Genomic DNA, 25,524 nt, shown 5'->3' with positions numbered 1-25,524 from the left:
TCCTTTCTGACGTGCTTCACTACAACCTTCCTTAGTTTTGTTTTGGTTTAGTACCGCGTTGGTCACACTCCGTGTTGCAACGCCTGGCCCGTATCACGCCAGGGCGCTTCAGAACCGCCATTGCAGGTTGAGCCCTGCGCCATGCTGTTGCTCGCGACTGGCCAGGCGCCCCTGGTAGTCCAGGCTCAGGTCCAGGTCGCGGGTCAGCCCTACCCGTGCCTGCAGTCCCACCAGCGCGGCATCGCGCAAGGCCGGCGCAGTCTCCACCCGGAACGGCAGGTCGCTGCCAGCGAAAGCCAGGTGCTCACGGCCCTGGGTGCCGCTCAGGCGATGCTGCCAGCCCAGGCTTGCCGCCAGTTGCAGGTCCTGCTGCGGGCCCAGCTGCCATTGCTGGCGCCCACGTAGGCCCAAGGTGCCGAGCCAGGCGTCGCGCTGCTCGTCACCGGCATGCAGCGCCGCGGCGTCGCCTTTCTCGTGGAAGCCGTCGCGCTCCAGGTGCTGGTAGGTCAGGTTGGCGAAAGGCTCCAGCTGTACCGCCGGCAACGCCAGGCGATAGGCCGCCTCGGCGAACACCTGCTGGCTGCGGGCATCGATCCGTGCGCGCTGGCGGCCAGACACCTCGCCATAGGCCAGGTCGCGCCGGACTTCGGCACGGTGCCAGCTGTGGCTGGCGCCCAGGCTCAGGCGCAACTGGTCCAGGTCGTGGCGGGCATAGGCACCCAGGTGGTAGCTGTCGACCGTGGCCCGGGAGTGGCTGCCGCCCATGCCCAGGGAGCTGTCGCTGTAGCCTGCGGCCAGGCCGGCCCGGGTCTGCTCGTCAAGGTCATGGTCCACGCCCAGCAGCACGCCGCCCAGGGAACTGGTATAGGACTCGGTGCCTTGCACACCCTCGATGCGCCCCCAACTGCCCAGGCCCTTGAGCCAGAGCTGAGTCGCACCCGACTCGCTGTCACCTTTTCCAGAGGCATTGGTAATCTGTGCGCGACCTTGCACTCGCTCACCCAGGGCATCGCGCAAGACCGAGCCCTGGCTGAGCAGCATCGAGTCCAGCGCCGGGTAGATCTCCCCGGCCAGCTGACGCAGGCCGTCCCGGGCCTGGTCCGCCGAGGTCGAAAGCAGCAGGCTTTCATACACGGGATTGCCCGGCCCCAACCGCTCCACGGCACCGCCGCTGGCGCGCTGGTTGGCCGTGGCACCAACACTGGCGTACGTCGTGGCGCTGCGCGTCACGTCCAGTTGCACGCCGTTGGCCGAATAATCAAGGAAGGTCCCCAGGAACAGGTAGTCGGGCTCGACCTGGGCGAAGCGCCCGTTGACGCCACCTGCGGCCTGCAGGATGTCGAACTGGCGCCCCACCAGGCTGGATACCGGGCCACCGGCCAAAAGGTTCGGCCGCGCCTGGGGCTCCAGGCTGAGATTGGCGCCGCCGACACTGGCCTGACCAGCAACGACAAGGCGGTCGCTGGCCGTGGGCGACAGTTCCACCCGGTAGGTCGAGCCCGGCTGCAAGTCCAGGTTGCCAGCGACACTCAAGGTGCCGATGGAGTTACCCGGGGCCACCACGCCCCCGGCGCTGGCGGTCAGGGCACCGACCCGCCCGTTGCCGCCCAGGGTACCGCCCGCGGTGACCGTCACCGCCGATTGCAGGCTGCCGTTGACCGCCAGCAGGCCGCCATCGACGCGGGTCGGGCCGCGGTAGCTGCTGTCACCCGTGAGCTCGAGCCAGCCAGCCCCGGACTTGACCAGGCTGCCCTGGTAGACCCGCCGCGCGGCAGCCGCGTCACGGGCCATGCCCAAGGCATAGTCACTGCGATCCTGCTGGCTGGCGCCCGCTGCCAGGCCATGCTCCCAGCCACGATCCTTGAGGGTCTGCTGCCAGGCCTGGCGTTCCGCGGCATCCTCGGTTTGACGCTGCACCAAGGCCTGGTCGGAGATGCCGTTGCTCCAGCTATCGCCCTGCCCGCGCCCCAGGTTGACGTCGAATTCACCCAGCAACTGCCCGGGTCCGTGCAACGCCCGGCCCAGGTCCGGAACGCCCCAGCCTGCCCGCTCGCTGGGTCCCTGGGTCGGCGAGCCGTCGAGCTGGCGCGAGGTGGTCAGCAGCACTTGCAGGGCCTGCTGGTTGTTCAGGTAGGGATAGCGCTCCATGACCAGGGCCAAGGCCCCTGTGGCGTGAGGTGCGGCCATCGAGGTGCCGTTGTAGGTGGCGTAGCCGCCACCGGGCACGGTACTGCTGATCGCCGCGCCCGGGGTCGCCAGGCACCAGTACTTGGCGATGCCGCACTGGTTGTATTTCTGCTGGTTGTTCTTGTCCAGGCCCGACACCGCCAGCCAGTGGCCTTCCAGCTCCGGCTGGAAGTACGGCAGCGCCGAGCGCACGCTGGCATTGGCATAGCCGCTGTTGCCGGCGCTGAATACGTTGATCACGCCCCGACGCGCCACGTCGCCGGCGGCGTCGAGCCAGGTGTCCTGCTGGAAATGCTGAGCGTAGGCCGCGCGCAAGCCGTCCAGGGTCTGGTAGCTGACATCCTTGGGCTGGCTGCCCCAGCTGTTGTTGATGGCCCGCACACCGGCGTCCACCAGGGCATCGTAGACCGCCTTGAAATACTTGGGGTCAGGGCCGGGACCGAACAAAAACTTGTCGTCGTGGTTGGTGTTGCCCACGTAGACCTGGGCATTGAAGGCCACGCCATGCATGCCAGCGCCATCACGGGCCGCGCCCAGGGTGCCGGTGACATGGGTGCCATGGCTGTCGTTGGCGCCATTGAGTCCCCCGGTCACGCTGAACGGAGTGCCATCCAGGTACTGGCCGGTGGCGGTAACGGCGTGAAAACGCAAGGGGTTGGCTTCAGGGTGGGCGGCGTCGAATCCCGAATCCAGGGCGCCAATGCTGACGCCGGCGCCGGTGATGCCGGCGGCATAGGCCTGACTCGCCTGCATGCGCTCCAGGCCCCAGTCCTGCTGGTACTCGGCCGACCGCCAGCTGGCAGGGTCGCCCAGGCGACCGGTTTCCTGATAGGCCGCCACAGCAGGCAGCGGCAGTCCGGTGGCGAACGCCAGGCACAGGGTGCCCGTCAGCGCCTTGAGCTGATCACATCTCACATCCATGTCGATGACTTCTCTTGTTTTTGTTGTTGGGTCGCCCGTCCTGGGTCGACCGGTGTGTCGCTGCACTGCTCGGCCGCAAGGCCCTATCGAGCCAGAGGCGGTCGCCCGCCCCTGGCCAAGTTACTTCGGCCTCAGGCCTGGAGGCAGCCTACGGCTGCAAGTCGTGAGCTTCTGAAATTGCTTACGATAAGTCAATCGGCGTCGAAACATCTTCAGCGGTGCCGAACCTGCCCGGCCTGACTGCCCAACGCCTACTTGACCACCTTCAGGCTCGGACGGCCAGTGGGGCGTGGTGGCTCGGGCGGCCCATCATCATCCGGCTCGACGCCTTCAGCTTCATGGTCATCCTCATCCTCGAACGGCGGCTCCAGTTCAAAGACCATGCCCTGGCCGTTCTCCCGGGCATAGATCCCGAGGATGGCGCCGACCGGCACGAACAGCGAGTGCGCAACGCCGCCGAAACGGCCTTCGAAGCTCACCGCCTCGTTATCCATGTGCAGGCTGCGCACGGCACTGGGGGAGATGTTCAGGACGATCTGGCCATCGCTGGCGAAACCCTGGGGCACCTGGACCGCCGGATACTCGGCATTGACCAGCATATGTGGCGTGCAATCGTTGTCGACGATCCACTCGTACAGCGCACGAACAAGATAGGGGCGACTGGAGTTCATCAACGGTTCCTCTTAAACCTTGCGCATTTCACGTTCGGCAGCGGACAGGCTCGCCTGGAAAGGCTCGCGGGCGAACTGTCGCTCCATGTAATCCAGCAGCGGCTTGGCCTGCCGCGGCAACTCGATACCCATCACCGGCAATCGCCAGAGAATGGGCAGTAGACAGCAATCGACCAGGCTTTGCTCCTCGCTCATGAAGCAGGCCATCTCGCCGAACAGCGGCGCCACGCCGGTCAGGCTCTCGCGCAGCTCCTTGCGCGCCTGGGTGCGTGCCGCCTCGCTGCTGCGCGCATCAAGCACGGTGTCGGCCAGGGCGCACCAGTCACGCTGGATGCGGTGCATCAGCAGGCGGCTGTTGCCCCGGGCCACCGGGTAGACCGGCATCAGCGGCGGGTGCGGGTAACGCTCCTCGAGGTACTCCATCACCACGGTCGATTCGTACAGCGCCAGGTCGCGATCGACCAGGGTCGGCAAGCTGCCGTAAGGGTTCACTTCAATCAGCTTGGGCGGCAGGCGATTGGCGTCGACATCGATGATCTGCACCGTGACGCCTTTCTCCGCGAGCACCAGGCGGACCCGATGAGAGTAATGATCAGCGGGGTCGGAATAGCAGGCTAACCTGTTGGTTGCGCCCATGTAGCGCCTCCTCGCACGGGATGCTTGTAAAACTGCAAATGAAAACGCGCCCGGGGCGCCCCAGCACTATCGCTGGAGCCCCCCGGGCGCGTTCAACTACCAGAAACTACTGCGTGATCAGTGCACGTCCTTCCAGTATTCGCGCTTGAGCAAGTAGGCGAACACGAAGAAGAAAGCCAGGTACAGCAACACGTAGGTACCGATGCGCTGGCTTTCCAGTTTGACCGGGTTGGCCGAATAGGCCAGGAAGGTCACCAGGTTCTTGACCTTCTCGTCGAACTGCTCGGCCGTCAGGGTACCGGATTTCTCCTCCACGGTCAGCTGGTCGCACGCCTCATGGGTCAGCGGGCTGCCGGTCAGCGGGTCGAACTGCTTCTTGCCATCGACCTCGGTCTGCACCTGCTTGCAACCGATCACCTGGTTACCCTGCAGGCCCACCAGCACGTTGGGCATGCCGACGTTGGGGAAGACCTTGTTGTTCACCCCGTATGGCCGCGTCTTGTCCTCGTAGAAGCTGCGCAGGTAGGTGTACAGCCAGTCGCTGCCACGCACCCGAGCGACCAGGGTCAGGTCGGGCGGCGCTGCGCCGAACCAGGTCTTGGCATCGCTGGGCTGCATGCCGATCTTCATGTGGTCGCCGATCTTGGCGCCGGTGAACACCAGGTTCTCGAGCATCACCTCATGCGGGATCCCCAGGTCGTCGGCGACTCGCTCGTACCGCTGGAACTTGGCGCTATGGCACCCCATGCAATAGTTGGCGAAAGTACGCGCGCCATCCTGCATCGCGGCCTTGTCGGTCAGGTCGATATCGACCTTGTCCAGCTCCAGGCCATGCTCGGCGGCGAAGGAAAGGCCAGGCATCAGTGCCAGCAAGCATACTGCAATAAACTTTTTCATCAGCCAGTCACCCTTTCCGGAACCGGTTTGGTCTTCTCGAGCCTTGTGTAGAACGGCATCAGCAGGAAGTACGCGAAGTACAGCACCGTGCACACCTGCGACAGCAAGGTACGCCCTGGTGTCGGCGCCAGCACGCCCAGTACACCAAGGATGATGAAGGCCACGCAGAACACCAGCAGGAAGATTTTGCTCAGCCAGCCTTTGTAGCGCATGGAGCGCACCGGACTGCGGTCGAGCCAGGGCAACACGAACAGCACGGCGATCGCCGCACCCATGGCGATGACCCCGAACAGCTTGTCGGGTACCGCACGGAGGATCGCGTAGAACGGCGTGAAGTACCACACCGGCGCGATGTGCTCAGGGGTCTTGAAGGCGTTGGCCTGCTCGAAGTTCGGTTTTTCCAGGAAGTAGCCACCCATTTCCGGGAAGAAGAACACCACCGCGCAGAACACGAAAAGGAACACCACCACGCCGACGATATCCTTGACGGTGTAGTAAGGGTGGAACGGGATGCCATCCAGCGGGATGCCGTTCTCGTCCTTTTTCTTCTTGATGTCCACGCCATCGGGGTTGTTCGACCCCACTTCGTGCAGCGCCAGGATGTGCAGCACCACCAGGCCGAGGATCACGATCGGCAGGGCCACCACATGCAGGGCGAAGAAGCGGTTCAGGGTGATGCCGGAGATCAGGTAATCACCACGAATCCACTGGGTCAGGTCATCACCGATGACCGGAATCGCGCCGAACAGCGAGATGATCACCTGGGCGCCCCAGTAGGACATCTGCCCCCACGGCAGCAGGTAGCCCATGAACGCCTCGGCCATCAGCGCCAGGTAGATCAGCATGCCGAACAGCCAGACCAGTTCGCGTGGCTTCTGGTAGGAGCCATAGAGCAGCCCGCGGAACATGTGCAGGTAGACCACGATGAAGAACGCCGAGGCGCCGGTGGAGTGCAGGTAGCGCAGGATCCAGCCGTATTCGACGTCGCGCATGATGTACTCGACCGAGGCGAAGGCCTCTTCCGCCGAGGGGGTGAAGCTCATGGTCAGCCACACGCCGGTGACGATCTGGTTGACCAGCACCAGCAGTGCCAGGGAGCCGAAGAAGTACAGGAAGTTGAAGTTCTTGGGCGCGTAATACTTGCTCAGATGGTCTTCCCACATCTTCGTCGCGGGGAAGCGCGCATCGATCCACTCCATGAACTTGCTCATCATGCGTTCTCCTGATCGACGCCGATGACGATGATTTCGTCCGACTCGTACGAGTGCGGTGGCACTGGCAGGTTGAGAGGGGCCGGCTGGGATTTGTAGACCCGGCCAGCCAGGTCATAGTGCGAGCCGTGGCATGGGCAAAAATAGCCACCGACCCATTTCGGGCCGAGGTCGGCGGGAGCGACTTCAGGACGGAACGTCGGCGAGCAACCCAGGTGAGTGCACAGGCCGACCAGGATGAGGATCTCGGGCTTGATCGAGCGAACTTGCGGATCGACGTAGGTCGGCTGCACCGACGCCTTGGACTCGGGGTCGGACAGCTCACCGGTGATCTTTTTCAGATTGCCGAGGATCTCTTCCGTTCGCCGCACGATGAATACAGGTTGACCGCGCCACTCGGCCACCATCTGCTGGCCGGGCTCGACCTTGGCGATATTGACCTTCACCGGTGCCCCTGCGGCTTTCGCCTTGGCACTGGGAAACCATGACCCCACGAACGGTACCGCAGCCCCCACTGCCCCCGCTGCCCCGACCACGGATGTCGCGGCTACGAGGAAGCGGCGCCGGCCTGCGTTGACGCCGTCATTGCTCATTCAGTCCTCTCCCATCAGCTTGCTTGGCCTGCTCTAACAGGCATCTACTTAGGTATGTCTGTGGCACTAAAAATTGGCCGCAATGGTAAGGAACAAATCCACACGCTGACAAGGTGATTACCCGCTCGTCGGGCTACAACCCTCGCTTTGCTTGATCTGTGTCTATGCGACAAACGGCCACGGACTGACAGAGAGGTTAGTTCAAGACATAAAAAAAGCCCGGTTCCAAAAAGGAACCGGGCTTTTTTCGACTGCCGAAGCGGTATTAACGCTTGGAGTACTGAGGACGCTTACGCGCTTTACGCAGACCCACTTTCTTACGCTCGACTTCACGAGCGTCGCGGGTGACGTAGCCAGCACGACGCAGGGCGCCACGCAGGGTTTCGTCGTATTCCATCAGGGCGCGGGTGATGCCGTGGCGGATTGCACCGGCTTGACCGCTGACACCACCACCGGAAACGGTGACGTAGATGTCGAACTTCTCAACGGTCTCGGTCAGTTCCAGCGGCTGGCGAACAACCATGCGAGCGGTTTCGCGGCCGAAGAACACGTCCAGAGAACGGTTGTTGATGGAAATGTTGCCAGTGCCCGGACGCAGGAATACACGTGCGGTTGCGGTCTTGCGACGGCCAGTGCCGTAGTTTTGAGTCGCCGACATAATGAACTATCCCGTTAGATCTTCAGTTCTTGAGGCTGCTGAGCAGTGTGTGGGTGAGCTGCACCCGCGTACACTTTCAGCTTGCGGTACATGTCGCGACCCAGCGGGTTCTTCGGCAGCATGCCTTTGACCGCGGTTTCGATAACACGCTCAGGGGCCTTGGCGATCAACTTCTCGAAGTTGATTTCCTTGATACCGCCCGGGAAGCCGGAGTGGGAGTAGTACATCTTGTCGGAAGACTTGGCACCAGTCACACGGATTTGCTCGGCGTTGATGACGACGATGTAGTCGCCGGTGTCAACGTGAGGGGTGTATTCTGGCTTGTGCTTGCCACGCAGGCGGCTAGCGATTTCGGTAGCCAGACGACCCAGGGTCTGACCAGCGGCGTCGACTACGAACCACTCGCGCTTTACTGTTTCCGGTTTAGCAGTAAAAGTTTTCATTCTCTAAAGCCTCAGAGGCCGCCCAGCGAAAAATAGACGGCGAATCTTACTGGATAGTGCACAACTTGCCAAGGGCAAGCGCGCAGCCGAACGCTGACGCTTTTGGGGGCTCGGGTCGGGCACGCCAATGTTCGACAAGGGTTCCCCTGCATGGTGGTGCATCACTTCCGCCACACGGAGAGGGGCCGAATTATCCAGATTGCAGGAAAAATTTCAACCTGCTTTTATGGGCCTCTTTGCCATGGAGCGTCTTCCCGATGGAATACCGCAAGCTCGGCCGTACCGACCTCAACGTCAGCGCCCTGTGCCTGGGCACCATGACCTGGGGCGAGCAGAACACCCAGGACCAGGCCTTCGCCCAGATCGCCCTGGCCAAGGCCCGGGGCATCAACTTCATCGACACCGCCGAGATGTACCCAGTGCCACCGCGCCCGGAAACCTACGCCGCCACCGAGCGCATCATCGGCAACTGGTTCGCCGCCAACGGCGACCGCGACGACTGGATCCTGGCCAGCAAGGTCGCCGGCCCCGGCAACGGTATCAGCCACATCCGCGACGGCCAGCTCAAACACAATCGCCAGCACATCGTCGCCGCCCTGGACGAGAGCCTCAAGCGCCTGCAGACCGACCGCATCGACCTGTACCAGCTGCACTGGCCCGAACGCAGCACCAACTTCTTCGGCAAACTTGGTTACCAGCACCTGCCCCAGGACATCTTCACCCCGCTGGAGGAAACCCTGGAGGTACTCGACGAGCAGGTCCGCGCCGGCAAGATCCGCCATGTCGGCCTGTCCAACGAAACCCCATGGGGCACCCTGAAGTTCCTGCACCTGGCCGAGACCCGCGGCTGGCCGCGGGCGGTGTCGATCCAGAATCCCTACAACCTGCTCAACCGCAGCTTCGAGGTGGGCCTGGCGGAGGTGGCGATCCGCGAGCAATGCGGTCTGCTGGCCTATTCGCCGCTGGCCTTCGGCATGCTCTCGGGCAAGTACGAAAATGGCGCCCGTCCGGCGAACGCCCGCCTGACCCTGTTCAGCCGCTTCGCCCGCTACTCCAACCCGCAGACCGTGGCTGCCTGCGGCCGCTACGTGCAACTGGCCCGCGAGCACGGCCTGGACCCGGCGCAGATGGCGCTGGCGTTCGTGACGCGCCAGCCTTTCGTGACCAGCAACATCATCGGCGCCACCAGCCTCGATCAGTTGCGCAGCAATATCGACAGCCAGGCGCTGAACCTGGGCGATGAGCTGCTGGCAGCGATCGAGGCGGTGCATCAGGAGCAGCCGAACCCGGCGCCTTGAGCGGCTACCGCGTCACCAGGCAAGCCCGGCGCGGATGCGTGGGAGCGGGCTTGCCCCGCCGAGAGAGATCGTACTTTGGCGGGGTAGACACAATCGCCAAAAAATAAGACGATCCAGCCGGTGATTGACCACTCTACCCTATAAGAACAATGACAATGATGTTTACCCAACCCTCCGCGTCCTTGCGGCGCGTCAGTATCCTGGCCGTGGACAAAGTGTTCGCTTCGACACTGATGCAGGCCAAGGATTTCTTCCACCTGGCCAGCCTGCGCTACAGCAAGCAGCTGGGGCTGGGCCTGCAACCGATGTTCGAGATCGGCCTGGTGAGCCCGGACGGCTTGCCCGTGGACAGCTTCAGCAACGTGCAACTGCCGGTCGACAGCGGCCTGAACGACGCCGACGTGATCATCCTGCCGGCCTTCTGGGACGACTTCGACAACCTGCTGCAACGTTACCCCCAGGTCCTGCCCTGGCTGCGCGAGCAGCATGCCCGCGGCGCGGTGCTGTGCGCCGAGGCCAGCGGCGTGTTCTGGCTGGCCGAATCCGGGCTGCTGGATGGTAAGGAGGCGACCACCTACTGGCGCTTCTTCGCCAGCTTCGCCGAGCGCTTCCCGAAGATCCGCCTGAACCAGGACAAGCACCTGACCGACGCCGACAACCTGTACTGCGCCGGCGGCACCACCTCGGCCTGCGACCTGTACATCTACCTGATCGAGCGTTTCTGCGGCGCCAACGTGGCCCGCGCCGTGGCCCGCGACATCCTCTACGAGGTGCAGCGCAGCTACACCCCGGGGCGCATGGGCTTCGGCGGCCAGAAGCTGCACCAGGACCTGATCATCCTGCAGATCCAGCACTGGCTCGAGGAGCACTTCGCCGACAAGTTCCGCTTCGAGGACGTGGCCCGCAACCACGGCATGAGCATCCGCAACTTCATGCGCCGCTTCCAGAGCGCCACCGGCGACAAGCCCCTGCACTACCTGCAGCGGCTACGGATCGAGACGGCCAAGGGCCTGCTGTCGAGCACGCGCAAAAGCATCAAGACCATCAGCTATGAGGTGGGGTACGACGACGCGAGCTTCTTCGCCCGGTTGTTCCGCCAGCATACGGAGCTATCGCCGAACCAGTATCGGCAGCAGTTCATGCAGGAGGCCTGAAAATCGCCGGGGCTGCTTTGCAGCCCCGGATTCTTACGGCTTGTGCGCCCGCGACAGGAACTCGTGGGACTGCATTTCCAGCAAGCGGCTGAGCGTGCGCTGGAACTCGAAGCTCAGGCGCCCGCCGGTGTACAGGTCCTTGAGCTCCACCTCGGCCGAGATGATCAGCTTCACGTTGCGGTCGTAGAACTCGTCGACCATGTTGATGAAGCGCCGGGCGATGTCGTCGGTGGTCACGCCCATCTGCTCGACGTTGCTCAGCAGCACGGCATGGAAGATCTTGCCCAGCTCGATGTAGTCGTTCTGGCTGCGCGGCCCGTCGCACAGGGCGCGGAAGTCGAACCAGGCAACGTCGTCGCAGGTGCGCAGGGCATGGATCGGGCGGTTCTCGATCATCAGCACGTCATTGTCGACGGCCTGGGTGCATTCCGGGGTCAGCGCCTTGAAGCTCGCCCGCAGGCTCTCGTGGGCCGCCTCGTTGAGCGGGAAGTGGTACAGCTCGGCCTGTTCCAGGTGACGCAGGCGGTAGTCGACGCCGCTGTCGACATTCACCACGTCGGTGTACTGCTTGATCATGGCGATGGCCGGCAGGAAGCGCGCGCGCTGCAGGCCGTCCTTGTACAGGCCGTCGGGGACGATGTTGGAGGTGGCCACCAGCGACACGCCGTTCTTGAACAGCTCTTCCATCAGGGTGCCGAGGATCATCGCATCGGTGATGTCGGAGACGAAGAACTCGTCGAAGCAGATCACCTTGGCCTCTTCGCTGAAGCGTTTGGCGATGATGGTCAGCGGGTTCTTCTCGCCCTTGAGGGTCTTCATCTCCTCGTGGACGCGCTTCATGAAGCGGTGGAAGTGCGTGCGCATCTTCTGCTTGAACGGCAGCGCTTCATAGAAGGTGTCGACCAGGTAGGTCTTGCCTCGCCCTACCCCGCCCCAGAAGTACAGACCCTTGACCGGCGTCTGCTCCTTCTTGCCGAACAGCTTGCCGAACACGCCCGGCTTGTTGTTCTGCGCGCGCACCAGGTCGTCGTACAGGCGCTGCAGGTGACGCACCGCAGTTTCCTGCGCCGCATCATGGAAGAAGTCGGGACGTTTCAGATCTGCTTGATAGCGTTCTAGAGGAGTCATGATTTCGTTAGCGAGGCAACAAAAAACGGGCCGTCACTGTAGCGACCGGCCCGCCTGATGGCAATGATACATGCGACCACTTGCCTCATTACCTGCCTAGTGGGAGCGGCCTTGTGTCGCGAAAGGGCCGCAAAGCGGCCCCGGCAGTTCTGCATGAAACAGAGATTCTGGGGCCGCTACGCGACCCTTTCGCGACACAAGGCCGCTCCTACAGCGTAGGCGTATCAGTCCTGCTGCGGCGCCAGGGCCTCGCGCAGGCTTGCGATGGCCGCGTCACGGGCCTCGGCGGCCTCGAACTGCGGCCCGTCGGCAACCTGCTCGCCCTCCAGCCACAGGCTGAAGCTCAGGCCCTCTACCCGTACATCGGCCTCGCCACCTTGCTGCAGTTGCTTGCTCACCGCACCGGCGCTCTTGCCATCGGCGAAGCTGCGTGACAGCAGCAGTTGCTCGCCATCGGCGGCCAGCAGTCGGAAGCGGAAGCTGCCGTCTTCATCGCGGAAGCTGACGAAGCGGGCGGTCTTTGCGGCCTTCTTCTTCACTTCAGTGGTGGCTTGCACGGTGGTGCGGAACGAACGCAGACCAACCGCTTCACGCAGCTGTTCGAGGAATGGCGTGGCAATCTTGCGAGCCTTGGCGGCGCCAGCAAGGAGAATGTCCTCCAGGTCCGACGGGCGCGAAATCAGCTGGTGGTAGTGCTCGCGCTTTTCCGCCAGCTGGCCGTCGAGCAGCTGGAACAGGCGCTGCTTGGCCTCGCCCCAGCCCAGGCCCTGCACCAGCTCTTCACGGAACGCGGCGCATTGCGCTGGCGTGGAGAAGGCCTGGAACAGGGTGAAAAGATGCGAATTGTCCGGATCCTTGGCCTCGCCCGGCGCCTTGGAGTCGGTGACGATGCGCGAGATGGCGTCTTTCATGTCCTTGGCGCTGGTGAACAACGGGATGGTGTTGTCGTAGCTCTTGGACATCTTGCGCCCGTCCAGGCCTGGCAGGGTCGCCACGCTTTCCTCGATCACCGCTTCCGGCAAGGCGAAGAAGTCCTTGCCCTGGCCGAACAGGTGGTTGAAGCGCTGGCCGATGTCGCGGGCCATTTCCACATGCTGGATCTGGTCACGGCCGACCGGCACCTTGTTGGCGTTGAACATCAGGATGTCGGCGGCCATCAGCACCGGGTAGCTGAACAGGCCCATGGTCACGCCGGCGTCCGGGTCTTCGCCGGCCTCGACGTTCTTGTCCACCGAAGCCTTGTAGGCGTGGGCGCGGTTGAGCAGGCCCTTGGCGGCGACGCAGGTCAGCAGCCAGGTCAGCTCGGGGATTTCGGGGATGTCCGACTGGCGGTAGAAGGTCACCTTGTCCGGATCCAGGCCGCCGGCCAGCCAGGTGGCGGCGATCTCCAGGCGCGAGCGCTGGATGCGCTGCGGGTCGTCGCACTTGATCAGGGCGTGGTAGTCGGCCAGGAAGTAGAACGAGTCGACGCCGGGCTGCTGGCTGGCGAGGATGGCCGGGCGGATGGCGCCGGCGTAGTTGCCCAGGTGCGGGGTGCCGGTGGTGGTGATACCGGTGAGGATGCGCGTGGTCATGGGTGTTCGCTTATTCAGGCTTGGCTCAGTTCGAAAGGCGCGGCAGCAGCAGATCCTTCAGATCGGTCAGCTTGCCATGGAAGAAGTGTCCGCATTCTGCCACTTTCAGCAGCTCATGGGGGCGCGACAGGTCATTCGACCAGTCGTAGACCAGCTGCGGATCGACCACCTCGTCGGTGTCCGGCTGCACCACCGTGAGGACGACGCGCTCGGGCAGCGGGAACTGCTCGCTCAAGCGCATCACCGCCGGGGCGATCATGAACAGGTGTTGCAGGGCCGCGCCCCCGGCCTCCAGGCGCCCGGCCAGGCTGGCGGCAACGAAGCCACCGAAGGAGAAGCCCATCAGCACCAGGGGCAGCTCGGGATGCTGCGCGCGTAGCCAGGCGGCAGCGGCCTCGGCGTCGGCCACTTCACCGGCACCCATGTCATGGCTGCCGGCACTCTGGCCGACACCGCGGTAGTTGAAGCGCAAGGTGACGTAGCCGGCGTCACGGGCGGTGCGTTGCAGGGTCGACACCACCTTGTTGAGCATGGTGCCGCCCTGGACCGGGTTGGGGTGGCAGATCAGCACCGCGCCACGGGCGTCGGCCACGTCCAGGTACAAGGCTTCCAGCTGGCCGCACGGGCCATCGATGAACAAGGGTGTTTCGCGGATAAGCAAGGCACTACTCCGTGACCTCGAGGAGGGTCGACTCGTCTAGCTGAGGAATTCTGTTCTGATTTGCGATCGCTCGCGGTATACAGCGCAGGTCTGAGCCGTTAACGTAAAGCAAAGCCGTTTATAGAGGAAGGACTCGTGGAACACTCGCTCCTTGTTTGGTTGCTGCCGACCCTGGCCCTGGTTGTCGGCGTCGTCGTCGGTTTCGCGCTGGCCCGCCTGCTGCCCAATGCGGCACCGAGCAACACCCAACGCCAGCTGGATGACATCCAGCAGCGCTTCGACAATTACCAGAATGAAGTGGTGACCCACTTCAACAGCACCGCTTCGCTGGTCAAGAAGCTGACCCAGAGCTACCAGGACGTCCAGGATCACCTGGCCGACGGCGCCAACCGCCTGGCCCTGGACGAGCTGACCCGCCAGCGCCTGCTGGCCGCGCTGCACTCGGAAGCCGCGCAAGGCCCGCGCGATCGCCTGACCCCGCCGAAGGACACCGCCGAGGTGCCGCGCGACTACGCACCGAAGGCCCCGAATTCGCCGGGCATGCTCGACGAGAGCTACGGGCTCAAGCGTTGAGTCGATGACATGAAGAAGGCCTCGAAAGAGGCCTTTTTTGTGAGCGTGATCTACCAGACATATCACTCCGTGGGAGCGGGCTTGCCCCGCGACAGGGCCAGCCCAGATCACCTCACCGATACCAGGCCGCCCCCTCCTCGCCAATCCCATACCGCGCCCTTGCCTGCCCCAGCACATCTGCCGGCAGCACGCCCTGGCACACCAGCCCGTACAATGCCGCCAGCACCACGGCATGCCGATCCACCTCGAAGAACCGCCGCAGTTGTTGACGCGTATCACTGCGCCCGAATCCATCGGTGCCCAGGGTGATGTAGGGCGCCTGTACATACTCGGCAATCAGTTGCGGCCAGGCACGCACATAGTCGCTGGCCGCGATCACCGGGGCATCACCTGGCAGGCTATGACGCACGTGACAATCCGCTTGCTCCCCGGCCATCGCCAGGCGTTGCGCATCCCTGGCCCCACGCGCCAGCTCGCTGAAGCTGGTGACGCTGAACACCTCGCTGTCGACCTGCCAGTCGCTGGCCAACAACTCGCCGGCGGCGATCACCTCGCGCAGGATGGTGCCCGAACCCAACAGCCGTACCTGACCACGGGACGCTGCCGACGCATGCCGGGCAAGCCGGTACATGCCTCGCAACACATCCTCGTGCACGTCCTCGGGCAATGACGGCTGCGGGTAGTTTTCATTCATCACCGCCACATAGTGGAACTCGTCCCGCTGCTCCACCAGCATGCGCCGCGCGGCATGCTCGAGGATCACCGCCAGCTCGCCGGCAAAACACGGGTCCCAGGCACGGCAATTGGGCACCATGGAAGCCATGACCAGGCTCGAGCCGTCCTGGTGCTGCAGCCCCTCGCCACCCAGCGTGGTACGCCCCGCGGTGGCGCCGAGCAACAGGCCGCGGGCGCGCTGGTCGGCGGCAGCCCAGATCAGGTCGCCGACCCGCTGGAAGCCGAACATCGAGTAATAGATGTACACCGGCAGCATCGCCTCGCCATGCACGGCATAGGCAGTCGCCGCCGCGATCCAGGAAGAGATCGCCCCGGCCTCGGTGATGCCCTCCTCCAGCAACTGGCCGTCGCGCGCTTCCTTGTAGACCAGCAGCGAGCCGGCGTCCTCCGGCTCGTAGCGTTGCCCCTGGGGCGAGTAGATGCCGATCTGGCGGAACAGGCTGGCCATGCCGAAGGTGCGTGCCTCGTCGGCGACGATCGGCACCACCCGCGGCCCCAATCCCGGCACCTTGAGCCAGTTGCCAAGCAGGCGCACGGCAGCCATGGTGGTGGACATCTCCTTGCCCTCGGCGCGCAGGGCAAAGCCGGCGAAGCTGTCCAGGTCCGGCACGGGCAGGCCGGCGCAGTCGCTGCGCCGCACCGGCAGCGGCCCGCCCAGGGCCTCGCGGCGCTGGCGCAGGTAGATCATCTCCGGGCTGTCGGCGGCCGGACGGTAGAAACGCAACTGCTCCACTTCCTCGTCCGACAGCGGCAGGTGGAAGCGGTCGCGGAAGGCCAGCAGTGCCTGAACATCGAGCTTCTTGGCCTGGTGCGCGGTCATCCGCGACTCACCGGCACTGCTCATGCCGTAGCCTTTCTTGGTCTTGGCCAGGATCACCGTCGGCCGGCCCTTGCAGGCCTTGGCCGCTGCATAGGCGGCATGCAGCTTGCGAAAATCGTGGCCACCGCGCTTGAGGGCGTTGATCTCGTCGGCGCTCATGTGCGCCACCAAGCGCTGCAGGGCCGGGTTCTGCTTGAAGAAGTGCTCGAGGTTGTAGCTGCCGTCCTTGGCGCCGAGGGTCTGGAATTGCCCGTCGGGTGTCGCCGCCAGCTGGCGCAGCAGCGCATGCTCATGATCCCGGGCGAACAGCGCGTCCCACTCCGAGCCCCACAGCACCTTGATGACGTTCCAGCCGGCGCCGCTGAACAGCGCTTCGAGTTCCTGGATGATCTGGCCGTTGCCACGCACCGGGCCATCCAAGCGCTGCAGATTGCAGTTGACGATGAAGGTCAGGTTGTCCAGGCCTTCGCGGGCCGCCAGGGTCAGGCCGGCGATCGATTCCGGCTCGTCCATCTCGCCATCGCCGAACACGCCCCACACATGCCGCGCCGAAGTATCGAGCAGACCGCGGTGCTGCAGGTAGCGCATGAACCGCGCCTGGTAGATGGCATTGAGTGGGCCGATGCCCATGGAGCCGGTGGGGAACTGCCAGAAGTCAGGCATCAGCCAGGGATGCGGATAGGAGCACAGGCCGTTTCCCGCGACCTCCTGGCGGTAGTTGGCCAGTTGCGCCTCGCTCAGGCGCCCTTCAAGGAAGGCGCGGGCATAGATACCCGGCGCCGAGTGCGGCTGGAAGAACACCAGGTCGCCACTGCGCTGCGCGCCGCCGCCCTCGCCCCGGAAAAAGTGCTGGAAACCGACCTCGAAGATTTCCGCCGCCGAGGCATAGCTGGCGATATGCCCGCCCAGCTCGCCGTAGACATGGTTCGCCCGTACCACCATGGCCAGGGCGTTCCAGCGCAGGATGCCGGTGATTCGCTCGTCCAGTTCCAGGTCGCCCGGATAGTTGCCCTGCTGCTCCACCGGCAAAGTGTTGCGGTAGGCCGAGAAGGCCTGGGCCTCACGCTCCAGGCCCAGCTCCAGGGCATGGGCCTGCAGGCGCTGCAGCAGGTAGCGCGCCCGTGCCGGCCCGCAGTGGGCCAGGGTCGAGGACAGGGCCTCGCACCACTCGGCGGTTTCCCCGGGGTCACTGTCCAGCGCGGTTTCCAGGGCCGTCAACGGCTCGTTCGGGTTCATCATTGCTACCATCGCGCAGGCCTCGTCCGTGGCGGTTCAGGCGCAGGCCTTCAAGGCCTGGGCAATGTCGGCGAGCAGGTCGTCGATGTCCTCCAGCCCCACCGACAAGCGCACCAGCCCTTCCGAGATGCCATGCTCGGCACGCTCCTGCTGGGTATAGCTGGAGTGGGTCATGCTCGCCGGGTGCTGGGCCAGCGACTCGGCATCGCCCAGGCTCACCGCGCGGCTGAACAGCTGCAGGGCGTTCATGAAGCGACGACCGGCCTCGATCCCGCCCTTGAGCTCGAAGGCGATCATGCCGCCCGGCAGGCGCATCTGCCGCTGGGCCAGCGCGTACTGCGCAAAGGACGGCAGGCCTGGGTAGTGCAGCAGCTCGACCTGTGATTGTTCGGCGAGGAACTCGGCCACCTGCTGGGCATTGGCGCAGTGACGGTCCATGCGCAGGGCCAGGGTCTTGAGGCCGCGCATCAGCAGCGCTGCGTCATGGGGCGACAGCACCGCGCCGGTCATGTCCTTGAGCCCTTCCAGGCGGATACGGTCGACCAGTGCCTTGCGCCCGACCACCAGCCCGGCGGTGATATCGCCATGCCCGGACAGGTACTTGGTGGCCGAATGCACCACCAGGTCCACGCCCAGTTCCAGCGGGCGTTGCAGGTAAGGCGTGCAGTAGGTGTTGTCGACCACGATGCTCAGGTCGTGGCCCCGGGCGGCATCGACCACCGCGGCAATGTCCACCAGCTGCATGTTGGGGTTGGCCGGGGTCTCGAAATAGATCATCCGCGTCTTCGAGGTGATCGCGGCCCGCAGTGCCGGGATGTCGTTGAGGTCGACATGGCGGATCTTCACGCCGAACTCGCCGATACCGTGGTGCAGGTAGGCGAAGGTGCAGCCGTACAGGGTACTGCCAACGATCAGCTCGTCACCCGGACGTAGCAGCGTCCATAGCGTGGCGGTGATGGCGCCCATCCCGGAGGCCAGCGCCAGCCCGGCCTCGCCCCCTTCCAGGGACGCCATGCGCTGCTCCAGCAGGGCCAGGGTCGGATTGGAAATTCGGCTATAGAAATGCCCCGGTTCCTCGCCCGCGAAGCAGGCGGCGCCGTACTCGACGGTGGGGAAGGCATAGGTGGCGGTCTGGTACACCGGCGGCACCAGGGCGCCGCCGTGGGACAGCGGGTCATAGCCATGGTGGATGGCCCGCGTGGAGAAACCGGTGTTTTTGTTGGAGTCGCGCATGGCAACAGCCTCTTGTGGTTTGTTATAAGCTTATGCCACCAAGCTGCCGCGCTTTTTCCAAACTTGCCCACGCAATTGCGCAAGTTTTGAAAGAAAAACAACAAAAATAGAATCAGGAGGGCAAGATATGCCTTCAGCTCTCGACCGTACCGACCGCGCCCTGCTCGCCGCCCTGCAGGACAACGCCCGCCTGACCGTTTCCGAACTCGCCGACCAGGTTGCCCTGACCACTTCGCCCTGCTGGCGCCGGGTCAAGCTGCTGGAGGACAACGGCTACATCACCGGCTACCAGGCCATTCTTTCGCCCAAGTCGCTGGGCTTCGGAGTGACCGCGTTCGTCAGCATCATGATGGACTCGCACACCAAGGAGATGGCCCTGGCGTTCGAGCAGCGGCTGATGGAAATTCCCGAGATCGTCGCCTGCCACAACATCTCCGGGCGCTATGACTTTTTGCTGGAGATCCTGGCGCGGGACCTGGAGTCGTTTGGCGAGTTCACCCGGGAGGTGCTGCAACGGTTGCCGGGGGTGAAAGAGATCTATTCGAGCTTTTCGTACAAGGCGGTGAAGGAACGGCGGGTGATTCCCGTTTCCGAGAAACATATCTAGCAATGCCGGGGGCTGCTGTGCAGCCCCAGCTCTCCCGAAGCAAACAAAAAACCCCGCCGAAGCGGGGTTTCTCAGATCACACGGTTACTCAGATCGCACCACGCTGACGCAGCACATCCAGCACCAGCTTCACACCTTCATCGACACTGACCGACTGGGTGTCGATCACCAGGTCCGCATCCAGCGGCACGTCGAACGGGAAGCTCTCGCCCGGAATGTTGTCGCCACCGGCCGCGTACAGCCCTTGCGGATCACGCTCACGGCACACCAGCGGCGACGCCTGCACATAGACGGTGACCAGACGCTCCTTGCCGATCAGCGCCCTGGCCTGCTCGCGGCCTTCGGCATCCGGGGCAACGAACGCTGCCAGGGTCAGCAGGCCGGCTTCGTTGAACTGGCGCGCCACATGGGCGGCGCGGCGCCAGTTCTCGGTGCGGCCGGCGCGGTCCTGCGGCAGGCCCTTGTTCAGGTCGTGGCGCAGGTTCTGGCCATCGAGCACATAGACCGCGCGGCCCATGTCGAACAGCTTGCGCTCCACGGCATAGGCCAGGGTGCTCTTGCCGGCGCCGGACAGGCCGCTGAACAGCACGGTGGCCGGCTGCTGGCCGAAGCGCAGGGCGCGCTCCTCGGTGGACACATGGGCCAGCTTGCCGTGCTGGCCGGTGCTGCCGTGCGGCAGTACCGGCGGGGCGATGATCATGCCGGCACCGACCGTGCCGTTGGTCAGGCGATCGATGACGATGAACGCGCCGGTGGTGCGGTTGCTCTCGTAGCCGTCCAGGGCGATGGCGCTGTCCAGCGCGACCTTGACCCGGCCGATCTCGTTGAGCTGCAGCGCGCTGGCGGCGCCCTGCTCCAAAGTGTTCACATCGACCTTGTGGGTGATGCTGGCAATCGAGCCCGGCACGTAGCTGGTGGCGCGCTTGATGTCGTACTTCTTGCCCGGGAGCATTGGCTCCTCGGCCATCCACACCAGCATGGCATCGAACTGGTCGGTGACCGGCGGTACGTTGTCGGCATGCACCAGCAGGTCGCCACGGGAGATGTCGATCTCGTCTTCCATGGTCAGGGTCACGGCCTGGCCGGGGCCGGCGTTCTCCAACTCGCCTTCATAGGTGACGATGGACTTGACCCGGCTGCTCTTGCCCGACGGCAGCACGACGATCTCGTCACCCTTGTGCACCACGCCACCGGCGATGGTACCGGCGAAGCCACGGAAGTTCAGGTTCGGACGGTTGACGTACTGCACCGGGAAACGCAGGTCGGTGACGTTGCGGTCGGCGGCGATCTCGACGGTCTCGAGGATCTCCATCAGCGCCGGGCCCGTGTACCAGGGCGAGCGCTCGCTGCGGTTGACCACGTTGTCGCCCTTGAGCGCCGACATCGGCACGAAGTGCAGGCTGCTCGGCTTGAGGTTGATGCCCTCGGCGAACTTCAGGTAGTCGGCCTTGATCGACTCGAAGACCTGCTCCTCGAAGCCCTTGAGGTCCATCTTGTTGACCGCGACGACGATGTGCTTGATGCCCAGCAACGAGGCGATGTAGCTGTGTCGGCGGGTCTGGGTCTGCACGCCGTAGCGGGCATCGACCAGGATAATCGCCAGGTCGCAGGTGGACGCGCCAGTGGCCATGTTGCGGGTGTACTGCTCGTGGCCCGGGGTGTCGGCAATGATGAACTTGCGCTTGGCGGTGGAGAAGTAGCGGTAGGCGACATCGATGGTGATGCCCTGCTCGCGCTCGGCCTGCAGGCCGTCCACCAGCAGCGCCAGGTCGACTTCCTCACCGGTGGTGCCGGATTTTTTCGAGTCGCGGGTGATGGCCTCGAGGTGGTCCTCGTAGATCATCTTCGAGTCGTGCAGCAGGCGCCCGATCAGGGTGCTCTTGCCGTCGTCCACGTTGCCGCAGGTGAGGAAACGCAGCAGTTCTTTGCGCTCGTGCTGAGCCAGATAAGCGAGGATGTCTTCGCTGATCAAATCGGATTGGTGCGACATGGAGTAACCCTGAAAATTAGAAGTAGCCCTGACGTTTCTTGTCTTCCATGGAGCCTGCGCCATCGTGGTCGATGACCCGGCCCTGACGCTCGGAAGTACGCGTCAGAAGCATTTCCTGAATGATGTCGGTCAGCGTTTCGGCTTCGGACTCGACTGCCCCCGTCAACGGATAGCAGCCAAGGGTGCGGAAACGGACCTTCTTCTTGACGATGCGGGCTTTTTCCTCGTCGCTCAGGTGCTCGAGGATGCGCTCGTCGTCGATCATGATCAGGGTGCCGTTCTTCTCGATCACTTCACGCTCGGCGGCGAAGTACAGCGGCACGATCGGGATGCCTTCGAGGTAGATGTACTGCCAGATGTCCAACTCGGTCCAGTTCGACAGCGGGAACACGCGGATCGACTCACCCTTGTTGACCTTGCCGTTGTAGATGTTCCACAGCTCCGGGCGCTGGTTCTTCGGGTCCCAGCGGTGCTTGCTGTCACGGAACGAGTAGACGCGCTCCTTGGCCCGCGACTTCTCTTCGTCGCGGCGCGCGCCACCGAAGGCGGCGTCGAAACCATGCTTGTCCAACGCCTGCTTCAGGCCCTGGGTCTTCATGATGTCGGTGTGCTTGGAGCTGCCATGGGTGAACGGGTTGATGCCCTGCGCCACACCCTCGGGGTTGACGTGGGTGATCAGCTCCAGGCCCATCTCTTCGACCATCTTGTCGCGGAAGCGGTACATCTCCTGGAACTTCCACTGGGTGTCGACGTGCATCACCGGGAACGGCAGCTTGCCCGGGAAGAACGCCTTGCGCGCCAGGTGCAGCATGACCGCGGAATCCTTGCCGATCGAGTACAGCATCACCGGGTTGTCGAACTCGGCGGCCACCTCGCGGATGATGTGGATGCTCTCCGCCTCCAGCTGTTTCAAGTGCGTCAGATTGTCGACCATGGCTACTCACGAAAAACGATCTTATGGACGGCCTGCGGGCCGTGTTCGAGCGAGCCACTTTATCACAGCACCTGATTCTATTTAGGAGGCTGCCTAGATCGAAACAATCTAACGATATGACTGGGGGTTTGGGCCATGCGAGGTCCCTGTGGAGCGGCCTTGTGTCGCGAAAGGGCTGCGTAGCAGACCCAGAATTTTTGCGTTGGCGCATAAATCTTGGGGCCGCTTTGCGGCCCTTTCGCGACACAAGGCCGCTCCCACAGGAAACCGCATTCTTGCTGCTGGCCGTCAGATCGGATTCGGGCAATCGATGAACAGGTGCTCGACCGCGAACCGTCGCGCCAGGTAATCCCCCAACGCCTGCACGCCATAGCGCTCGGTGGCGTGATGGCCGGCGGCGATGAAGCTCACGCCGTTCTCGCGGGCACTGTGGAACGTCTGCTCGGACGCCTCGCCACTGATGAACAAGTCGACCCCGGCGGCGATGGCGGTGTCGATGTAGCCTTGCCCGCCGCCGGTGCACCAGCCGACCCGGCGGATCATCTGCTCACCCTCGACGACCAACGGCTCACGCCCCAGCGCCTCGCGCACCCGACGGGCGAAGTCCCGCGCCGACACCGGTTCCGCCAGCGACCCGACCAGGCCGACCACCTTGGGATTGTTCGGGTCCAGAGGGCCTTCGACGGTAATGTCGAGCTGGCGCGCCAACTGCACGTTGTTGCCCACTTCCGGGTGCACGTCCAGCGGCAGGTGGAAGGCCAGCAGGCTGATATCGTGCTTGAGCAGGGTCTTCAGGCGCCGCTGCTTGATCCCGGTGATGCACGGGTTCTCGCCCTTCCAGAAGTAGCCATGGTGTACCAGCACCAGGTCTGCCTCGGCCTCGACCGCCGCGTCCAACAGCGCCTGGCTGGCGGTGACGCCGCTGACGATACGGCTGACCTGGGGGCGACCCTCGACCTGCAGGCCATTGGGGCAGTAGTCCTGGATCTTCGCGCTGCCCAGGTAGCGCTCGGCTTCCTCGACCAGTGTATTAAGGGCGACGGCCATGAAAAATCTCCTCGAATTCGGCGTTGCGACAGGGCGCGAGGCCCTATAATGGCCGCCATTATGGGCCGTCGCCGGTTTCGGGGGAACCGGCGACAATCGCCTGGGGATTCCGGCCATCGCTGATCGTTGTGTTCACGTGTATGATCGCGCGCGCTCGCCCCGGGCCGAACTGACATGGCCCCCGCCCTACTCCCAGGATTCATTCATGTTCAAGGCTCTGCGTTACTTCGGCTGGCCCCTGCTCACCGGTGTGCTGATCGCCATCCTGATCATCCAGCGCTTCCCGCAATGGGTCGGCCTGCCCAGCCAGGACGTCAACCTGCAGCAGGCCCCGCAAACCACGAAAATCATGCAGGGTCCGGTGTCCTACGCCGATGCCGTGACCCTGGCCGCGCCGGCGGTGGTCAACCTGTACACCACCAAGGTGGTGAACAAGAGCGCCCACCCGCTGTTCGAAGACCCGCAATTCCGCCGGTTCTTCGGCGACAACCTGCCCAAGCAGCGGCGCTGGGAGTCGAGCCTGGGCTCGGCGGTGATCATGAGCCCGGAAGGCTACCTGCTGACCAACAACCATGTCACCAGCGGTGCCGACCAGATCGTGGTGGCCCTCAAGGACGGCCGCGAGACCCTCGCCCGGGTGATTGGCAGCGATCCGGAAACCGACTTGGCGGTGCTCAAGATCGACCTCAACAGCCTGCCGGCGATCACCATCGGCCGCTCCGACAATATCCACATCGGTGACGTGACCCTGGCCATCGGCAACCCGTTCGGCGTCGGCCAGACCGTGACCATGGGTATCATCAGCGCCACCGGCCGCAACCAGCTGGGCCTGAACAACTACGAAGACTTCATCCAGACTGACGCTGCGATCAACCCGGGCAACTCCGGCGGCGCGCTGGTGGATGCCAACGGCAACCTGGTGGGTATCAACACGGCGATCTTCTCCAAGTCCGGCGGATCCCAGGGCATAGGCTTCGCCATTCCGGTCAAGCTGGCACTGGAGGTGATGAAGTCGATCGTCGAGCACGGCCAGGTGATCCGTGGCTGGCTGGGCATCGAAGTGCAGCCGCTGAGCCAGGAGCTGGCTGAGTCGTTCGGCATGCAGGGCCGCCCGGGCATTGTCGTGGCAGGTATCTTCCGCGATGGCCCGGCGGCGCGCGCGGGGCTGCAACTGGGTGACGTGATCTTGAGCATCAACGGCGAACCGGCCGGTGACGGGCGCAAGTCGATGAACCAGGTGGCAAGGATCAAGCCCAACGAGAAGATCACCATCGAGGTGGTTCGCAATGGGCAGCAGCTCAAGCTGGTCGCCGAAGTGGGACTGCGGCCGCCGCCGACGCCGGTGGCCCCGAAGGAAGAGAAGTAAACCAGCACATGCGCGATCCCTGTAGTAACGGCCTTGCGTCGCGATGGGGCGCGTAAGCGGCCCCAGGTTTTCAGCTTCGCAGCACATGTCCCCGGGGCCGCTACGCGGCCCATCGCGACGCAAGGCCGCTCCTACAGGGACCGCGTCAGCCGCCCCGTGGGGCGGCCCCGATTGCATCAATGCAGGATCTGGCTCAGGAACAGCTTGGTCCGATCACTGCGCGGCCGGTCGAAGAAGTCATCCGGCGCCGCCTGCTCGACGATCTCCCCCTTGTCCATGAAGATCACCCGGTTCGCCACGGTGCGGGCAAAGCCCATTTCGTGGGTCACGCAGAGCATGGTCATGCCGTCTTCGGCCAGGCTGACCATGGTGTCGAGCACCTCCTTGACCATCTCCGGGTCCAGCGCCGAGGTCGGCTCGTCGAACAGCATGATCTTCGGCTTCATGCACAGCGCCCGGGCAATCGCCACCCGCTGCTGCTGACCACCGGACAACTGCCCCGGGTACTTGTGCGCCTGCTCCGGAATGCGCACGCGCTCGAGGAAGTGCATGGCGATTTCCTCGGCCTTGCGCCGCGGCATCTTGCGCACCCACATCGGCGCCAGGGTGCAGTTCTCCAGGATGGTCAGGTGCGGGAACAGGTTGAAGTGCTGGAACACCATGCCCACCTCGCGGCGGATCGCCTCGATCTGCTTGAGGTCGTTGGTCAGCTCCACGCCGTCGACGACGATGCGCCCCTGCTGGTGCTCCTCCAGGCGGTTGAGGCAACGGATGGTGGTCGACTTGCCCGAGCCGGACGGCCCGCACAGCACGATGCGCTCGCCCTGGCGCACGTTCAGGTTGATGTCCTTGAGCACATGGAACTGGCCGTACCACTTGTTCACGCCTTGCATCTGGATGATGCCTTCGGGGCCGGCAGGCTGCTTGATCGCTTCACTCATTTCGAAACTC

Annotated in this window: 22 protein-coding genes; 5 read left to right on the top strand and 17 right to left on the bottom strand. The window is 64.1% G+C overall.

Annotated elements, in window-relative coordinates; all coding sequences use genetic code 11:
- Positions 1-108: 108 nt before the first annotated feature.
- The 8 genes from eprS to rplM all read right to left on the bottom strand — a co-directional run bounded on the left by eprS (position 109) and on the right by rplM (position 8,217).
- Positions 109-3,108 (bottom strand): autotransporter serine peptidase EprS, encoded by a 3,000-nt coding sequence (gene eprS / locus AC25MA_RS12810; protein ID WP_486972078.1) that lies wholly within the window; start codon positions 3,106-3,108, stop codon positions 109-111.
- A 251-nt stretch (positions 3,109-3,359) separates the two neighbouring features.
- Positions 3,360-3,779, bottom strand: coding sequence for a ClpXP protease specificity-enhancing factor (locus AC25MA_RS12805; protein WP_062364059.1), 420 nt, complete (start codon positions 3,777-3,779; stop codon positions 3,360-3,362).
- Positions 3,780-3,791: 12 nt separating this feature from the next.
- Positions 3,792-4,415: a glutathione S-transferase N-terminal domain-containing protein gene (locus tag AC25MA_RS12800; protein ID WP_028689758.1), complete on the bottom strand. Its 624-nt coding sequence runs from the start codon at positions 4,413-4,415 to the stop codon at positions 3,792-3,794.
- Between the two features lie 117 nt (positions 4,416-4,532).
- On the bottom strand, positions 4,533-5,312 hold the full coding sequence (locus AC25MA_RS12795; RefSeq protein ID WP_028689759.1) for a cytochrome c1: 780 nt from the start codon (positions 5,310-5,312) through the stop codon (positions 4,533-4,535).
- A complete protein-coding gene (locus AC25MA_RS12790) occupies positions 5,312-6,523 on the bottom strand; it encodes a cytochrome b (protein ID WP_028689760.1) in 1,212 nt (403 codons plus the stop codon). Before AC25MA_RS12790 ends, AC25MA_RS12795 begins: the two co-directional genes overlap by 1 nt.
- Positions 6,523-7,116: a ubiquinol-cytochrome c reductase iron-sulfur subunit gene (gene petA / locus AC25MA_RS12785; RefSeq protein WP_023628711.1), complete on the bottom strand. Its 594-nt coding sequence runs from the start codon at positions 7,114-7,116 to the stop codon at positions 6,523-6,525. The genes AC25MA_RS12790 and petA overlap by 1 nt, the downstream gene beginning before the upstream one ends.
- Before the next feature lie 265 nt (positions 7,117-7,381).
- Positions 7,382-7,774: a 30S ribosomal protein S9 gene (gene rpsI / locus AC25MA_RS12780; RefSeq protein ID WP_003260797.1), complete on the bottom strand. Its 393-nt coding sequence runs from the start codon at positions 7,772-7,774 to the stop codon at positions 7,382-7,384.
- 14 nt (positions 7,775-7,788) lie between these two features.
- Positions 7,789-8,217: a 50S ribosomal protein L13 gene (rplM, locus tag AC25MA_RS12775; RefSeq protein ID WP_008097538.1), complete on the bottom strand. Its 429-nt coding sequence runs from the start codon at positions 8,215-8,217 to the stop codon at positions 7,789-7,791.
- Positions 8,218-8,474: 257 nt separating this feature from the next.
- Between rplM and AC25MA_RS12770 the strand changes: the two genes are divergently transcribed.
- Together AC25MA_RS12770 and AC25MA_RS12765 are read left to right on the top strand one after the other, a co-directional pair.
- The gene (locus AC25MA_RS12770) at positions 8,475-9,515 is read left to right on the top strand and encodes an NADP(H)-dependent aldo-keto reductase (protein ID WP_028689761.1); all 1,041 of its coding nucleotides are present in this window, start codon (positions 8,475-8,477) and stop codon (positions 9,513-9,515) included.
- Positions 9,516-9,772: 257 nt separating this feature from the next.
- Entirely contained in the window at positions 9,773-10,669 is an 897-nt protein-coding gene (locus AC25MA_RS12765; protein ID WP_167388431.1) for a GlxA family transcriptional regulator, read from the top strand.
- Between the two features lie 33 nt (positions 10,670-10,702).
- On the opposite strand, the gene zapE is transcribed toward AC25MA_RS12765, so the two are convergent.
- The 3 genes from zapE to AC25MA_RS12750 all read right to left on the bottom strand — a co-directional run bounded on the left by zapE (position 10,703) and on the right by AC25MA_RS12750 (position 14,032).
- On the bottom strand, positions 10,703-11,797 hold the full coding sequence (gene zapE / locus AC25MA_RS12760) for a cell division protein ZapE (protein ID WP_028689763.1): 1,095 nt from the start codon (positions 11,795-11,797) through the stop codon (positions 10,703-10,705).
- A gap of 224 nt (positions 11,798-12,021) precedes the next feature.
- Complete coding sequence (locus tag AC25MA_RS12755; RefSeq protein WP_028689764.1) at positions 12,022-13,371, bottom strand: tryptophan--tRNA ligase; 1,350 nt, start codon at positions 13,369-13,371, stop codon at positions 12,022-12,024.
- A 25-nt stretch (positions 13,372-13,396) separates the two neighbouring features.
- Positions 13,397-14,032, bottom strand: coding sequence for an alpha/beta hydrolase (locus tag AC25MA_RS12750; protein WP_349738291.1), 636 nt, complete (start codon positions 14,030-14,032; stop codon positions 13,397-13,399).
- 135 nt (positions 14,033-14,167) lie between these two features.
- Here AC25MA_RS12750 and AC25MA_RS12745 point away from each other — a divergent pair, with 135 nt between their 5' ends.
- Positions 14,168-14,605, top strand: coding sequence for a Z-ring associated ZapG family protein (locus AC25MA_RS12745; RefSeq protein ID WP_028689766.1), 438 nt, complete (start codon positions 14,168-14,170; stop codon positions 14,603-14,605).
- Between the two features lie 112 nt (positions 14,606-14,717).
- Here the strand turns inward: AC25MA_RS12745 and mdeB are convergent, their stop codons facing one another.
- Together mdeB and AC25MA_RS12735 are read right to left on the bottom strand one after the other, a co-directional pair.
- Positions 14,718-17,408 carry an alpha-ketoglutarate dehydrogenase gene (mdeB, locus tag AC25MA_RS12740; protein WP_486972077.1) on the bottom strand — a complete coding sequence of 897 codons (2,691 nt, stop codon included), beginning with the start codon at positions 17,406-17,408 and terminating at the stop codon, positions 14,718-14,720.
- 24 nt (positions 17,409-17,432) lie between these two features.
- The gene (locus AC25MA_RS12735) at positions 17,433-18,629 is read right to left on the bottom strand and encodes a methionine gamma-lyase (protein ID WP_028689768.1); all 1,197 of its coding nucleotides are present in this window, start codon (positions 18,627-18,629) and stop codon (positions 17,433-17,435) included.
- Between the two features lie 127 nt (positions 18,630-18,756).
- On the opposite strand from AC25MA_RS12735, the gene AC25MA_RS12730 reads away from it, so the two are divergent.
- Positions 18,757-19,236: an Lrp/AsnC family transcriptional regulator gene (locus AC25MA_RS12730; protein WP_028689769.1), complete on the top strand. Its 480-nt coding sequence runs from the start codon at positions 18,757-18,759 to the stop codon at positions 19,234-19,236.
- 88 nt (positions 19,237-19,324) lie between these two features.
- Here the strand turns inward: AC25MA_RS12730 and cysN are convergent, their stop codons facing one another.
- The 3 genes from cysN to AC25MA_RS12715 form a co-directional block, all read right to left on the bottom strand.
- A complete protein-coding gene (gene cysN, locus AC25MA_RS12725) occupies positions 19,325-21,226 on the bottom strand; it encodes a sulfate adenylyltransferase subunit CysN (protein WP_486972076.1) in 1,902 nt (633 codons plus the stop codon).
- 16 nt (positions 21,227-21,242) lie between these two features.
- Positions 21,243-22,160, bottom strand: a complete 918-nt coding sequence (gene cysD, locus AC25MA_RS12720; RefSeq protein WP_011535568.1) for a sulfate adenylyltransferase subunit CysD — start codon at positions 22,158-22,160, stop codon at positions 21,243-21,245.
- A 288-nt stretch (positions 22,161-22,448) separates the two neighbouring features.
- Positions 22,449-23,207, bottom strand: coding sequence for a Nif3-like dinuclear metal center hexameric protein (locus AC25MA_RS12715; RefSeq protein ID WP_028689771.1), 759 nt, complete (start codon positions 23,205-23,207; stop codon positions 22,449-22,451).
- Positions 23,208-23,412: 205 nt separating this feature from the next.
- On the opposite strand from AC25MA_RS12715, the gene algW reads away from it, so the two are divergent.
- The gene (algW, locus tag AC25MA_RS12710) at positions 23,413-24,573 is read left to right on the top strand and encodes a Do family serine endopeptidase AlgW (protein ID WP_088852353.1); all 1,161 of its coding nucleotides are present in this window, start codon (positions 23,413-23,415) and stop codon (positions 24,571-24,573) included.
- A 176-nt stretch (positions 24,574-24,749) separates the two neighbouring features.
- Here the strand turns inward: algW and AC25MA_RS12705 are convergent, their stop codons facing one another.
- Positions 24,750-25,514 carry an amino acid ABC transporter ATP-binding protein gene (locus tag AC25MA_RS12705; RefSeq protein ID WP_028689773.1) on the bottom strand — a complete coding sequence of 255 codons (765 nt, stop codon included), beginning with the start codon at positions 25,512-25,514 and terminating at the stop codon, positions 24,750-24,752.
- Positions 25,515-25,524: the final 10 nt, after the last annotated feature.

The sequence above is a fragment of the Pseudomonas sp. P65(2024) genome (assembly GCF_057480955.1).
Note: the sequence above shows the minus strand (reverse complement) of the source record. Positions and strands in the feature narration are given on the sequence as shown.